The 14,653-nt window shown below is 47.1% G+C and carries 11 protein-coding genes; all 11 read right to left on the reverse strand.

Features of this window, described 5'->3' with window-relative positions; genetic code table 11:
• Positions 1-72: 72 nt before the first annotated feature.
• Positions 73-1,164 carry a sugar ABC transporter substrate-binding protein gene (locus G589_RS18860; protein WP_051192183.1) on the reverse strand — a complete coding sequence of 364 codons (1,092 nt, stop codon included), beginning with the start codon at positions 1,162-1,164 and terminating at the stop codon, positions 73-75.
• A complete protein-coding gene (locus tag G589_RS22330; RefSeq protein WP_255344668.1) occupies positions 1,118-1,246 on the reverse strand; it encodes a hypothetical protein in 129 nt (42 codons plus the stop codon). Before G589_RS22330 ends, G589_RS18860 begins: the two co-directional genes overlap by 47 nt.
• Before the next feature lie 80 nt (positions 1,247-1,326).
• The gene (locus G589_RS0104025; protein ID WP_026519717.1) at positions 1,327-1,779 is read right to left on the reverse strand and encodes a hypothetical protein; all 453 of its coding nucleotides are present in this window, start codon (positions 1,777-1,779) and stop codon (positions 1,327-1,329) included.
• Positions 1,780-1,928: 149 nt separating this feature from the next.
• The gene (locus G589_RS0104030) at positions 1,929-3,527 is read right to left on the reverse strand and encodes a response regulator transcription factor (RefSeq protein WP_026521202.1); all 1,599 of its coding nucleotides are present in this window, start codon (positions 3,525-3,527) and stop codon (positions 1,929-1,931) included.
• Entirely contained in the window at positions 3,496-5,319 is a 1,824-nt protein-coding gene (locus tag G589_RS18865) for a cache domain-containing sensor histidine kinase (protein ID WP_081668928.1), read from the reverse strand. The genes G589_RS0104030 and G589_RS18865 overlap by 32 nt, the downstream gene beginning before the upstream one ends.
• Positions 5,320-5,528: 209 nt before the next feature.
• Positions 5,529-6,683 (reverse strand): hypothetical protein, encoded by a 1,155-nt coding sequence (locus tag G589_RS0104040; protein ID WP_026521203.1) that lies wholly within the window; start codon positions 6,681-6,683, stop codon positions 5,529-5,531.
• Positions 6,683-7,381, reverse strand: coding sequence for an ABC transporter ATP-binding protein (locus G589_RS0104045; protein ID WP_026521204.1), 699 nt, complete (start codon positions 7,379-7,381; stop codon positions 6,683-6,685). The genes G589_RS0104040 and G589_RS0104045 overlap by 1 nt, the downstream gene beginning before the upstream one ends.
• The gene (locus G589_RS0104050) at positions 7,372-8,082 is read right to left on the reverse strand and encodes a hypothetical protein (protein ID WP_026521205.1); all 711 of its coding nucleotides are present in this window, start codon (positions 8,080-8,082) and stop codon (positions 7,372-7,374) included. The genes G589_RS0104045 and G589_RS0104050 overlap by 10 nt, the downstream gene beginning before the upstream one ends.
• A complete protein-coding gene (locus tag G589_RS0104055; protein WP_026521206.1) occupies positions 8,075-8,530 on the reverse strand; it encodes an RNA polymerase sigma factor in 456 nt (151 codons plus the stop codon). The genes G589_RS0104050 and G589_RS0104055 overlap by 8 nt, the downstream gene beginning before the upstream one ends.
• A gap of 164 nt (positions 8,531-8,694) precedes the next feature.
• Positions 8,695-11,376, reverse strand: coding sequence for a glycoside hydrolase family 2 TIM barrel-domain containing protein (locus G589_RS0104060; RefSeq protein WP_026521207.1), 2,682 nt, complete (start codon positions 11,374-11,376; stop codon positions 8,695-8,697).
• Positions 11,377-11,388: 12 nt separating this feature from the next.
• Complete coding sequence (locus G589_RS0104065) at positions 11,389-14,652, reverse strand: DUF5107 domain-containing protein (RefSeq protein ID WP_026521208.1); 3,264 nt, start codon at positions 14,650-14,652, stop codon at positions 11,389-11,391.
• Between the last annotated feature and the right edge of the window lies 1 nt (position 14,653).

A 14,653-nucleotide genomic window follows, 5' to 3' on the forward strand; every position in this document is an offset into this window, starting at 1 on the left:
TTTATGAAAAGAGATTTCTCTTACATAAACCGTACCCTCCGGATGGCGGAGGATACGGCTGCAAATTAACTATTAGTTGCTGTGACGTGAAATAACGTCGTTGATTGAAAGATTAGAAGCTGCCTTATTCAGATCTTCGAAGCTGTAACTTGCCATCTCAACGAGCTCTTCGTCTGTATAAGGATCGTCATTTACGAAGTACTTCTCATAGTTCGCGTAATCATCGGGCGATGATACGTAGAGATACGGGAACAGGATCTCATAACCAAATGTGCCTTCCTCCTTTACATAATTACCCTTAACTGCGTTAAGTACGAGATAGAATGCAAACAGTGGATCGCAGAAGTGTCCGCCTGACTCAGCAAACATTCCGCCTGACTTGAGCTGATCTGCAAGGTCATCAAGGAAGTCTGTTGATACAACGTCGATCTTGCCTGTGAGGCCTTCATTTGCGTAAGCACCGATTGAACCTACAAGAGGATCTCCACCGCCGCCTGCTACGATAAGAGCGTCCATTCCGGGATTTGAGTTGTATAAAGACATAGCTGCTGCAGCGCCTTCTTCTGAAGATGTGTTAGCGTAAACAGGCTCTGTGATTGTTGCAGGATCATCTGCATGTGAAGCATTCCACTCATCGATTGCCTGCTGATAGCCCTTCCATCTAAGCTGGAATGTAGCATCACCAACTGTCCAAGCCTCAAGTCCAACGTTTCTGTCGCCGTTCTCAAGAAGGAGATTAACAAGTGTGTAACCGTTTGTTACTTCGTCCTCATGAACTGCACCAACATAGTACTTGGAGTTGCAAGCTGTCTTGTAAACCTCAGGGCTGTTCTCCTGAGAAATGATACGGAAGAACTGTGCGATGTAAACGCCATGCTCTGTACAGGTATTGATTGCTGATGTCATCTCGGAATCAGCTGAGTTACAAATGATGATACCCTGGCATCCTGCTGCGCAGAGCTGCTCAACTGATGCTGTAACCTGCTCTGAAACGTGTGCCTGGTCAACATACTGAACTTCAACGCCGTTAGCCTTAGCTGCCTTGTCAACAATCTTTTTGCACTGGCTTCCAAGAACGTCTGTGGAACTCCAAATTGAAACACCGATCTTGATCTTGTCAGATCCGCCCCCCCGAAGCTGATCCTGAAGATGCTCCGCCTGCAGCGCTTCCGCAACCTGTAACAAGTGATGCTGCCAGAACGCCTGCCATCAGCAGTGATCCCAACCTTTTGATTCTCTTTTTCATAGTCTTTGTAACCCTCCTTTGTATATTTGAAAGTAAGTATTTTTACCGGTCCGAGCCATCCGCGGGCCGAATTTGGAACCTTAATTCTTAAGACCTTTTACCACATATATCTTGTTCTTCTGTTCCCCGAACACTACTCCTGCTGCCTCTGCAGCGCTGCTGTCATACGTAACTGTGACTATGACCTGATCTCCGTTGGAGAGCTCTTTATTCTTGTCGATGGTAAAAGAGATTGATGAAACAGCGTTAATGTATTTAGTGAGCTCTGCAAGATCTTCCACATCGCTTAGCTCTTTTATCTTCTCTTCACCTCCTACCATCTCGGTCTCGATGCCGTCGTAGTCTACGTTTACAAAAGCAGTTCCTTCCCCGTTTTTGCCGTCGAAGTCAACACTTACGTAGTCAAGGATATTGGTCACGCCATCTGTTGTGTCGATAGCTGCCTTACCATCGGCTCCACAGCCGCTAAACAGTAGCAGAGCCGATAAGGCAAATGTAGTTATGAAAGGTGTGATTTTTCTATGGTTGAACACCGTGATACTCCTCCCTTTGAACAAAAAAAGCTTCGTAAACAGTTTTTTCCCCATTCCTGTTTACGAAGCTATTTTATCAATTAAGTTTTTTGACAATTAGCACATTTTAGAAAATCTTACTATCACTTTTTTGAAAAAATACAAAATTGTCAATCTTCTATGCCTGCAACATTTTTTCTGAACTCGCTGGGGCTTATGCCCTCAAAGCGCCTGAATACGCGGCTGAAATAGTTATAGTCATCATATCCTACGGTAAAAGAGATTACCTCGAGCTTATTTTGTGGCTCCTTCATCAGCTCTTTTGCCCTATCCATCCTGCACCTGGTTATATAGGCCGTAATGGTCTCGCCGTATTTCTGCGAGAACTTGCGGGACAAATAGCTGGCCTCCACAAAGAACTGCTCTGCAAGGTCTGATAGCGATAAATGCTCTGCGAAGTGCTCGCTGATGTATTCATGAACGCTCTCCACCTGATTATTGATGGATGTGGTCTCTGTTGTTTCCGTGCCCTGTGCGATTTCCAGCGCCAGGTCAATGTTCTCCATGATGATGTCTTTGCTCAGGGTCCTTAGGCCGTAGGCTATGGCATCCTGAACCTCCTCGTAGCTGCGACTGTCTGCATTTTTGTCAGCATCTGCTATAGCGTTGATGGCCCTTGTGGTGAACTGGGTAACCTCCAAAAGGCTCCAGCCTGCGCTGTCGCACCTGTCGAGACCTGCGCTTTCCGTGATTATGTTTTTTGCCTGTTTGATATCTCTGGCACTAAGGCTGCTTGTAATCTGGGCTTCCACCCTGTCGGTAAAGCGCTCGTTAACCTTCTGCTTCTTGCCGCTTGGACTGCAGGTTATTATGCTGTGCTGCCTTCCAAAGGGCCTTGTCACCAGCTCTGCTATCATCTCGCGATAGACGGTAGCGATGTCATCAAGAGAGCTTGCCTGGTCGTGGATCACGATCGTGACCGGTCCCTGACTCTCAACAGGGAAAGCCTCAAGTATCCTGTCTGCGATAAACTTAAGCCTTGCCGGCGTCGCATTGAGCTCGATTATGAATTCGTTGACCTTGTCGGTGTAGTTAAAGACAATTGACTTCTCGGCATCTATCAGGTCCCTTAGGCGCTTCTTCATGTCGTAGGACATCTTAAGGACGTCCTTTTGGTAGTTCTGCTTAAGCACCTCTACGTCGTGGAACTTAACCAGTATCGTTGATATTTCGGAAAAGACCTTTGTACTTGGCACATGGGATTCCTTGCCGGGTCTGAAGAGCTTGCCGTTTAAAAGAGATGAGAACTCGTCGTCTTCAAGGAAGGATGAGACGTAGTTATCACGCAGGATACTGTCCTCTTTTTCCGCCTTTTGGATCTCGCGCTCTTCAAGGGTCTTAAGAGCCTTACTAAGAGAATGGGCCAGCTGTTCTCTGCCAACGGGCTTTAAGAGATAGTCGATTCCTCCTGACATGAATACACCCTTTACCTTCTGGAAGTCATCATAGCCGCTTACTGCCAGAGTTATGATGTCCGGATACTGGCTGTGTATCTTATCAAGCAGCTCAAGACCTCCAAGGAATGGCATGTTGATGTCCGTTATGACAATGTCCGGTTTTTCTTTTGGGATCCTCTCTAGGACTTCTTCGCCGTCGCAGGCAGGCTCCAGAAAGTCTATTGAGTAATCCTCCCAGGACAGCATTCGTCTTATATTTTCACGACTCCACAGTTCGTCGTCAGCTGACAAAACCTTGTACTTCGCGTTCATCCTTTGCCTCCTCTTTTACAATGGGCAGCACAATAATTGCCTTCGTTCCGCAATCGGGATTGCTTTCGTAGTGAATGCCAAAGCCTTCTCCGTAGACGCTTTTTACTCTGGCATTTACATTCATTACACCGATGGAACGCCCCATTTCTATTCTTCCGATGTCAGCTTTCGCAAGCTGCTCGTTCATAGCCTCGGCATCCATGCCTGCGCCGTTGTCTTCAATGGTTATTTGTAAGAGCCCGTCTTTGTGCGTGGCGGAAATCGTCAGCTCTTTATCCTTCCTGCGTGTGTTGCGAAGGCCGTGCTGAAGTGCATTCTCAACGATGGGCTGCAGTGTGATCCTCGGAATGTTGTCATCAAGAGTATCCGAGTCAATCTGATAGTTGTACTTAATGGTGTTACCATTTCTGACATCCATTACGTAGAGATAGTTCCTGACGTGGGCCATCTCCTGCTGCAATGTTGACTGGGTGTCGGAAATATCAAGGCTGTATCTGAATATCGCTGACAGGGACTGGCAAAGGCCACTGACCAGAGTGCAGTCCTGAGACGCTGCGATTCCGCTCATAGTATCTAAGGTGTTATAGAGAAAGTGCGGGTTTATCTGGGCCTGAAGGACCTTGTACTGGGTGCGCTCCATCAGGACCTTGGCCTCATACTCATCCTGCACCATGCGTCCTATCTGATCCAGCATCTCGTTAAACTCATCGCCCATGACCTTGAGCTCCTCGCTCCAGCCATCTGTCTTGGCCCTCAGGTCTGTCTCGCCGTTTTTGATCTTGATGATGGTGTTGGAAAGCTGCTCCACCGGGCGGTAGATGTATCCTGAAATGGCGGCTCCAAACAGGAGCGTTACCAAAATGATAAACACCGCGATAACGATCAGCATTCTTGCAAGAGCGCTCTGGGTGTGCATCATCAGGGACTGTGGTGTGAGCATGATAAGGTGGAGATTGTACTTCTCCGACTGTCTGCTGTTTAAGTAAAAAGAGCCATACTCGTCATCAAATTTTGGAAAAGAATCCGATGAAGTCGCCACAAATTTCGTGAGGTCGGAAAAGAGCTTGCTCTCCTCCTTTGTGGTATTACCAACCTGGGTGATGGGTGAATCCCCCTGGGGCTGGAGCCAGACATAAACATCTCTTGAAGAGATGTACTTACTCATGATATTTGCTATGTTCTGGGTGCTGTAATCACAGATCAGATAGCCGAACTGTGCCCTGTCTCCGTCATAGGTGTGGAGCTTTAACACAAACCTGATAACGTCAGTGTCCGCAGCTTCATTGTGGTAGCCGGATAACAGGACTGAATAGTCATCAGAGCGGAGATAGTTCTTTAGATGCACCACGTTTACGTACTGCTCTGCATTATAAAGATCATGGGGATAATTGTAGGGCTGCTTTCTCCAGGAACTGACCAGAGTATCATCATTGTCATAGATATACATGGCAAGAAGCTGGTCATCAGAATCGAACCTGCGCTCAGATAAATGCCACGCGGTCCAGTAATAATCAAGAAGTCTTTTTTTGTTTTTCTGGGAATGCCTCATGGCATAGACCATATCCGTCTCGGTATATATGGTCTGCATCTTGACGATATTGCCATGAATGTAAGAATCGAGCTCCGCCTCAATCCTCTGAAGCGTCTCGTCATTATTGAGAAGAGATTCTCTCCTTATCTGCTGCCTGGAGATCACCTCAAAAACAACCGTCTGTGCAACGATTGCAAAAAGCGTACAACCTATAACCAGCCCAATAACGGCCCGGCGCATAGTCCACTTCCTATTTTTCATACCCCATTTTCCCCGATTAGAAACAAAACTTTTTTCTACGCGAAAATGATATCACATAATTTTCGAAAATGCACTCCGGGGAATCAATGAGTCAATGGGGAGTCAGTGGGGACGGTTCTCTTTGACTCCCTTTTGCTTAGGTCTTCTATACCTTTTGATCATCAAAAAAGGGAGTCAAAGAGAACCGTCCCCACTGACTCCCCATTGACTCACACCTTATTTCTTCTCAAGTAAATAAAATATCCAACCACTACCGCCACAACTGACATCACCAGATACAGTATCGGCGCGAACTGAAGGGCTGTCAGGTAGTGTCCGCCAAAGCCCACAAGCCTGAATTCATACAACACGTTCGGAGATGCCATGTCGATTGGCGAGAGCAGGTACAGAAGCTGGGACAGAGGGCGAATGACCATCGGTATCTGCCTTGCGCCGGCAAGGATCAGAAGGAATCCGCCAAAGACTGCACCCATTACTACAACCGGGTTGTTCAGGCACTCGGATAAAAAGCACGTAGCAATTGTCAAGAAAAGACAAGCTGCAAAAGCCACCAGAACCTGCCTTCCAAAGAACGCTCCCATAGTCATAGGTGTAGAGGTCAGAGGCATAAGGTTCTGCACCATAGCATTCCAACCATTGCTACCCCACAAAGCCACGCTCGTACCAACAGATATTCCGCCAAATAAAACTGTCAGCAAAAAGATACTTACGACTGCTGCCGATATCTTCGCGACATAGGTTACACCCCATCCGCCCCTGGTACAGCGCAGAAGCGGATCCGTTTTGTCTTTTACCTCACCTGCATAAATTTGGCTCAGCAAAAGAGTTATCACAAACAGCATAATGAGCGGCGTCGACTGAACAATATCAAACAGTCCATACATCTCATCAAAAGAATGCCACACCAAAGGCTTAGCAACATGTGCTTCCTTATCTTCCCAATACTGCCTCTCACCATCCGTCAGAGCGCACAGCTCCATGCCCTCATAGATAGTGCCCTTCCTGATCTGATAAATTGTATCGGCATCATAATCAGCAATCGGTCTTCCGTAATCAACTATCTTCCTCACCCAGTCGCAGAGCGCCTCATAAGTGCAGTTGGTCTCATTCCAAAAGACTCCGTATTCATCGGCTGCATCATAGAGCTCCGCAAGAAGCGAATCATCAATTTCCCGACCGTCAATTGCCATCTTCAGCTCCCTGGTTCTATCCGCATAATCGCCCATCTGCTCGGACTGGAACACTCCCTGCATAAGCGAATAGATCGTCATAACGATCAGCAGAACAACCGTAAATCTGTTCTTTAAAATCTTTTTTATCTCGTAAAAGAAAAGTGTGCCAAACAAGCTCTTTTTCCCCATCATCAGCTCTCCTCTCCAAATTCCTTAAGATAGAAGTCTTCAAGGCTTCCGTCTTCCTCGCCCCATGGTCCCTGCCAGATGATTTGTCCGGATTTCATCATGATAACCTTATCAGCGATGTGTTCAATGTCAGATACGATGTGCGTGGACAAAAGAACTATACTCTCCTTTCCAATCTCCTCAATAAGGTTACGAAATCGCACTCTCTCCTTGGGATCGAGTCCCGCTGTGGGCTCGTCCAGGATCAGCACTTCCGGTCTGTTTATGAGCGCCTGCGCAATCCCGATACGCTGCTTCATACCGCCGGAGTAGGTCTTTATCTTTTTTGACGCAACATCAGAAAGTCCCACCATTTCAAGAAGCTCCTGTGTTCTTGCCTTGGCGGCCTTTTTATCAAGTCCCTTAAGTGCAGAGAAATACATCAAAAAATCTCTTCCGCTGAACTCAGGGTAATATCCAAAATCCTGAGGCAAATACCCCAAAACGTCGCGATAGCTCATCTCCGAAACCAGAACGCCGTCATAAGTGATATCGCCACTTGTGGGCACAAGGATTCCGCAGATCATCCTCATGAGTGTTGTCTTTCCTGCGCCGTTGGCGCCCAGCAGCCCCGTAACTCCCTTGGTCAGAGATAAAGAGACTCTGTCCACCGCAATCTTATTCTTATATTGCTTAGTTAAGCGATCAATTTTCAGTTCCATTGATACTCCTCCAAACGAAATGTCTTTTTAATCTGAATGCATTCCAGTACGACAAATACTGCAAGCAGTACAAACCATACCCATCTGTAATTCTGCGCAAAAAGAGCTTTCTCATCTTTGATGGCAAGCATCATTACCGACGTCATAGCAGAAACCAGAACACAACCAAATGCATTCCTTCTTCCGATTTCTGTTCTCTCCAGGATCATGCTGGCTATGGAAGAAATAAGATACGGCAAAGTGATGATGGCTCCTGTCATGGCAATCCCATATACGCTTCTCCTGCCTATAACTACTGTGAGTATGAGCAAAAGAGCTATATGCACGCTTCCAATGCATATGAGCTTTGCAAAGAGTATTCCTCTTCCGGAAATCCTTGTCGCTCCCTCGAGTTCATCCATCCCGTACATTCGGCAGCGCATGGTGTCAAATACCGCAATCGCTGACACAAAGGGCATTATCGCAGCTACCCAAAAGAGCATTTCCCTGTTTGAAGCCATCCCAAAAGCGGCAACAAACAGCGCTGCAAATGATGCGATCCACACGGGCATTCTGATATATGAAATCTGGCTTTTTATGATGTCAAAGATGCTGGGTTCCTGCCTGCTCTTTTTCCCAAACTCACGTATAAATGCATCTTTCTTTGCAAGGTCAGGCTTCGGCGCTGCATCGGCCATCATTCTTTTTATGTTTTTACTCATGGAGATTACCTCCTTCCATCAGCTTTATGAAATCTCTTTTTACTGAATTCAGCTTCCTGTAGAGAGCGAATCTTGAAATGCCCATTATCTTGCAGATATCCGAAAGTGGTACCTCGTTCATATATCTTAAGATTAGAAGCTCTCTGTCCTCTTCCGGCATTTTATCAAGGGCCGCATTTACATCCATTCTTCTTATAAGGTCCTCAGCCCCATCCCCCTCATCGGAATAGTCCTCGGGAAGCTCCTCCATTTGGGCTTTCCTGCTTTCATCAATACAGAGGTTTCTGGCTATTGTGTAAAGAAAACGTAACTGCTCGCCGCGCTCTTCATAGCTGCTGTTCATGAAGCGAAGAAACGTCTCCTGAGTCAGATCCTGCGCAGTATCTGTATTGTGAACTCTGTAATAGCAGAAGCGAAAAATTTTGTCGTACTGTTCTTCAATATCCATGGACTTCGTCTTTTCCTCCCCTCTGTAATGTATAACGAATTAATCATATAAAATGTGCGGCAAGAAATAAATATTTTTGTGGCAGGGCAACCCAGTCAACAAAGAGTCAGTGGGGACGTTTCAGTTTGACTCATTTTGAGTCAAACTGAAACGTCCCCACTGACTCACATCTCTTGCTGTGGATCAAATTCATCCGACGCAAGGTATCTGTATATCGCAGTCAAAAGAGCTCTGCACTCCGGATAGTCAAGCAGATTGTGCAGTCCCATGGATGAAACAAATATCCGGCCCTTTTTGCATCTGTACTCCACAAGCATTCCCATGTTGCGAAGATATGCGTAGCAGTCCATAACAGTAACTATGCTCCGCACTCCCTCCGGCAGCAAAAGAGCTCTCTGTGAACTTTGAACAAACCACTGATAGCCCGGGTAAAACTTTGTCGGATAATTTCTGAACAAAGGATGCTCATCATCTATCAGAAGCCCCATGGTTCCCTCCTGAGAGCTGAAAGTTCCCACAGACCAAAAGTCCGTGGTAAAGGAACTCTTTACCGACTCAGGAAGCGCCTCACTTGTGGAATCCGGCGCAAGGAAAACAATTCCGCCTTCTTCCAAAATCTCTTTTGCCTTATCATCCAATGACCTGCATTCGTAGACGCAGTCAGGCTTAACAGGGTTCTGGCTTTCCCTTGTGTAAACGTAAATCTTGTAGAAATTATCATATCCTGCAAAAGATACATAAACAGTAATCTCAGCACTTCTCTCCGGATCAGCCAGCATCAGCTCAGCCTCGATTTCTCCAACCTCACCAAGCTCTCCTTGCCCACAGGTTACCTCATCAAACTCTTTTGTCAAAAGAGCTTTCTCCCCTTCTGAAATCCTTACAATAAGCCTTCCTGTGATATCTCCCTTGGAATAGTTTGAAAACTTAATTACCGCTTTCAGACTTTCGCCATCAACAAAGGTATACTTATCCAGAAGCACCAGCGGAAGCGCCTCTTTAAAGAAACTCCTAAACCTCTCCGGCGCAGCAAAGCTGTAGGGCTTAGCCTTAAGGTGAGAGTTCATCATCCCGACAAGAGCCGTGCCCTGCCCCGGAAAATCCTGAAGTCCCAGCAGAGAAATTCCGCTGTAGCCTTCAGTCCTAAGAGCTGCTTCGATCTCCTCACGATAGCTAAGAAGTGAAAGCTCACCTGTTGCTTCAACGCGCCTCTTCCAACCATCAAGAAGCCCTTTCTCCTTAACTTTTTTCTTTATCAGTTCAAGATTACCCGGCGCTGTTACTCCGCGGAAATCCTCGATTTCGCCAAAGTCAGGCAGAACCTCATACTGCCCCACTTCAAAGCTAAAGACAGGTTTGTCGAAGCTCTTTCTGATCTCTTTCACCGTATCTGCGTAGTCGTGCTTTGCATCAGGATAGTCGCTGTTCAGATACCCCTTCATCCCGGCAAAAGTCGCTCTCATGGGAGTATCCCCAAATGAACTCGAAGTATAAAAATCGCTCTCCGAATCAGCCCCCTTCTCCCCATAAAAAGCATTTGAAGAAAAGGCAAACAGCCTGGTTTTATCCATCTCGTGGCACAGATCAAGGAGCCTGTATGCCACCTTCATCCCGTCCTCTTTTGCCTGCAATTCGTTTCCAAAGGTAAGCATCACGAAAGATGGATGATTTGCGTAAATCTTAAGTATCTCCCTGAGCTCTTTTTCATAATAGGCCGCTGCCTCCGGAGCGGAAAACGCATCCTTAGGGTTCCAGTGGGATAGCTCAGGCTGCATCAGCACTCCAAGCTCATCAGCCGCATAAAAGGCAGCCTCCGGCGGGCAGTGAGAATGAAATCTTAAGCAGTTGACTCCATAGCCCATGTAGGTCTTTATTATCTCTTTCCAGGACTCTGTATCCATGGGCGGATGGCCGGTCTCAGGAAATACCGCGCAGTTTGCTTCGCTCCGCAGGAAAATCCTACGTCCGCCAAGGCACAAATGCCCCTCAATGTCCTCAAAGCTCCTGACGCCAAAGGCAGTTACAAACTCATCCCCCAAAAGCTTTGCCCTTACGTGAATAACCTTTCCGCAGTTCTCATCCCAGAGCAGGTCTTTAGGCACTTCCACGCATACCTGCGTTTCAAAAGAGCTCCTGTCCACCTTGCAGGAAATCTCCAGCTCCTTAGCTACAGAAAGCTCATCAAAACAAAGCTCCAGCTCCCCCTCAAAAGCATCTGCACAGTCCACAGTAACCTGCACATCCAGCAGCCACTTGCCGGCGCCTTCTTCACTTCTCGGATACACTCTGACACTTTCAATGAAATTCTGCTCTAAAGTCTCTATCCCCAACTCCCCAACGATCCCGTTCCAGTTGGTCTGGGTCTCATCCGTGGCAGCCGAGGAGTAGACAATGTTATCTCTGGGAAGCCCCTCGTAGCTGTTATCCGATGAAAGTTCAATAAGTGCGCCATCACGCAGAACATCCGTAACCTCAAACACATACGGCGTTGAAAGACTTCCGGAAAGCGCAGGAATCTCTTTTCCATCCACACGAAGTCCCAGTACTCTTGCTCTCTCGGCCCTGAGAAAGTACCTTTTCCCACTTGCCACATCACCTTCCCACGTCCGCGAAAAGCAGACCTTTCCCTCGTAGGTGTGCTTTCTGGTAAGCCTTGTGGCGATCACATCCTCCGTAACAAGAGCCTTATTCTCCACATAGTCTTCACCCTGGTGGAGCTTGCCCGTCAGCTTATCCTCATGTCCTATGCCATTTGTATCCAGCGTTCCCGGAAGAGTCGCTGCAAAAGTGCCACCATCCATAAGGCGCACATTCCACTCTCCGGCAAGACTTTTAAATTCTCTCATCACAGATCTCCGTCACTTACACAGCCCCAGGTACAGCGCTGCAAGCTGATGATTCTTATCAAGTAAAAGAGCTTTCTCAAACCACCCGGCAGCTCTTTTTCCGTCACCTATTCCCATATTTGCTAGTCCCATCAGATAGTAGCAGTGCACCTTATTCTTAACATCCATATCCGCATCAAACACTGACATATCCGGCATGGAAACTGCAAAATAATCCATTACAAATTTATCGTTTACATGGTGCTCGCCAAAGTCCAAAAGCTTATAGAACCTGGCATTGGCAGCCATCTCATCACCAAGCTCTTTAAAGCCAAGGCCCTGAAACAGGATCATGTCCGCAGGCTGATCGTAGTAATACATCATTCCCGCAGGCTCTGATTCACCTAGCGTTGATTTCTCAAAGCACTCTTTTGCCCCGGCCTCATCTCCAAGCGCCTTGTAGCACCTGCCCAGAAGGTAATAAAGGTTGTTGTCCTTAGTACCCTCAAGCCTTCCTTCACCAAGATTCTCAGGGTAGGACAATGCTTCTTCTATGAGCTTTGCTGCGCCGTTTGCATCTCCTTTATCAAGCGCAGTCTTTGCCAGCATAAAAAGGGATATCTTAAACTGCGAGGTGATCTTGCCCTCGGCCCCTTCCCAGGTCTGGAAATCATGGCTCGTTATCTTCTGATGTGCATCATCATACCTGCCACAGATGTTAAGAAGAGTCACATACTCCGTATAGAGGTCATCTCTCGCCTTAACAATCTCAAGGTTCTCCTCAAACCTTGAAAGCCTCTCTTTCGGCGCCACTCCCAGTCTTGCGTAGAGCTGATCAAGCTCAAGGAACACTCTCGCATCGCTCTTATCAAGATCAAACGCTCTCTCAATGCACTGTTTTGCTCTGTCTTTATCACCACACTTATTATAATACGCTATTGAGAGGTTTCTAAACACAGTCGGGAAGGTATCATCAAGCTCTTTTGACTTCTCCCAGAACTTAACAGCCTTCTCATACCCCAGCTTGTCGTAGTACAGGCACCCAAGGTAATAATAGGCCTTAGCGCCATCAGGATTGAGCTCTATGCACTTTTCCAGTACCTTGAGGTCCTCGAGCTTATTGGGGAAGCAGTACCTGAAGTCGGCGCCTTCCGCATCTCTGAGCACCTTCTTTGCCGCATCGCCTTCTCCCAGCTTATCAAGATAAAACGCCTTGTAATAGTAATTTAAAGGGCTCTTATCAGGGCATGCATCCAGCGCTTCCACCGCCGCATCATACATGCCATATTCCGCAAAGTCTCTTGCTGTCTGCAGGAAATTCTCTATGTCCCCGGTTATCTTCTCCTCGCCGTAGCCATCGCCGGTTTTTGTCAAAAGACATCTCGACACAAAGTCAAAGGCATCCACCCCGAGGTTCTCTTCCAGGTACTCCCGCGCCTTTTCATCTCTTCCAAGCGCCAACAAAAGTGCTGCCTTTAAGCCTCTTGCCTTGATGTTTTCGCTGTTCTTTATAAGGCTCTTTTCTGCAAACGAAAGCGCCTCTTCATAGGCTTTTCTCCTGCAGGCGATCACAGAGAGATAGTAGAAAGCCATCTCCTGCTGGGCACTGGTCCAGGTTGCCTTGTAGAAGGCATCATAGGCCTCATCAAATTTATCCTGATAAAACAGACTCAGCCCCAAGTCATAATACGCCTCACTGTCATAAGGATTGGGATTAAGAAGAGTGAGCCTTTCTATCGCCTTTCTGAAGTATCCTTCTGCCTTTGCAAACTCTCCTCTTCTAAGGAGCAACATTCCGTATGCGTTATTTATACGGATGTCTCCTTCATCCCTCTTTAGTCCCTCCAAATAGTAATCATCCGGAAGCCAGGTAGCATGCCTGTACTGTTCAATGTGAAGCCCCGTAAGATACAGTTCCTCATTACTAAGGATATCCTTTGGCGCTTTCGCAGCCTTGGCAGGCTCAGCAAGCTTTGGGATTCCGCAGTCTTTTTCCTGATAAGAGACAAGCTCTTTCCCCTCATAGATCACTGCAATCCTGACCCTGTACTTATCAGCACCGGCTACGGGAATGCTTCTCTCAAAAACTTTCTCAGGAGAGATATCCGCCATCTCGCTCAATATCTCTTTTCCATCACAAGTTACAAGTACCTTCGCACCTGAAAGTTCTCCAGTGGCATAAACACATGCCTTTATTTCTTTGTCCGTAACCTCAAGATTTACCGCCGCATCAGTGCTGGCATTCTTGACGTAACCGGCCTTTTTGTAGGGCATGAAGTACTGCTTGAATTTCTTTTCCTCAAAGGGCATAAGCCACGCAAAATCAGGCTGGTTGTCGCAGTACATACCTGTCATCAGCTCAATGTACGGACCATCTTCATCCGTAAGGTTCCTATCCCACGCCTTTCCGAAATCACCGCATCCCCAGGTCCACTGCTTCTTGCCAGGCGAAATGTGATGATCTGCAACATGCAAAAGACCTGCTTCCTTGCCGTAGTCGTATCCGCCCACGAAGTCATAGTCGGAATGCTCTGCCATGTAGGAAGTCGGCACGGGTATGTTTTTGTATCTTGAAATATCAACACCGGCGCTGTAGTCATGCTTATAGTAGGTGCCGGTTGCGATTGGAAATCTTGAGACAGCTCTTTTACCATGGTCGTAGACCGAATGGACATCCGGCGGGAAAACGGACTGGGTGTTGTCGTTGACGGAGACAGCCGGATTGGCCCACCAAAGGAAGGTCTGAGGAAGAGGCGTTCTGTTGTAGAGCTGTCCCTCAATCTCGATGTATGCCTTGTCAGGATACAGAGTTATGGTAGTGATGACCCTTGTTCCGTACATCCTGTCCACATCACCCAGAAGAAGGCTCTTGGAGCCGTCAGCATTATCGCGCATCCTGTGCTCAACCTTCATGTAGGTGGTTGGTCTGTGGTGCTGAGGCCAGTTGAACTCTATACCGCCTGATATCCAGGGGCCGGTAAGTCCAACAAGCGCCGGCTTTATCACATGGTTATAATAGACAAAGTCATATCCGTTAGTCTTATCGAGTGCTCTCTGGATCCTTCCTCCGAGCTCAGGCATTACCATGACTTTTAAGTATCTGTTCTCCAAAAAGACAACGTTCCACTCCTTGTCCTTTTTCTGCCTGCTTATTGTTGAAGTTGCAGGGTATGGATAAATCTTGCCACTGCTTCCCTGATATACTCTCTTTTCGAGGAACATCGGGTTTATGTCTGCTTCTCCGATCTCGTAGGTTGGTATCTCAAGCTTTTCTTCCCAAATCTTTACTGTGTCCATG

Origin of the sequence: Butyrivibrio sp. VCB2001 (assembly GCF_000423965.1) — a bacterium.
In the GTDB taxonomy this organism is placed as follows: Bacteria; Bacillota; Clostridia; order Lachnospirales; family Lachnospiraceae; genus Butyrivibrio.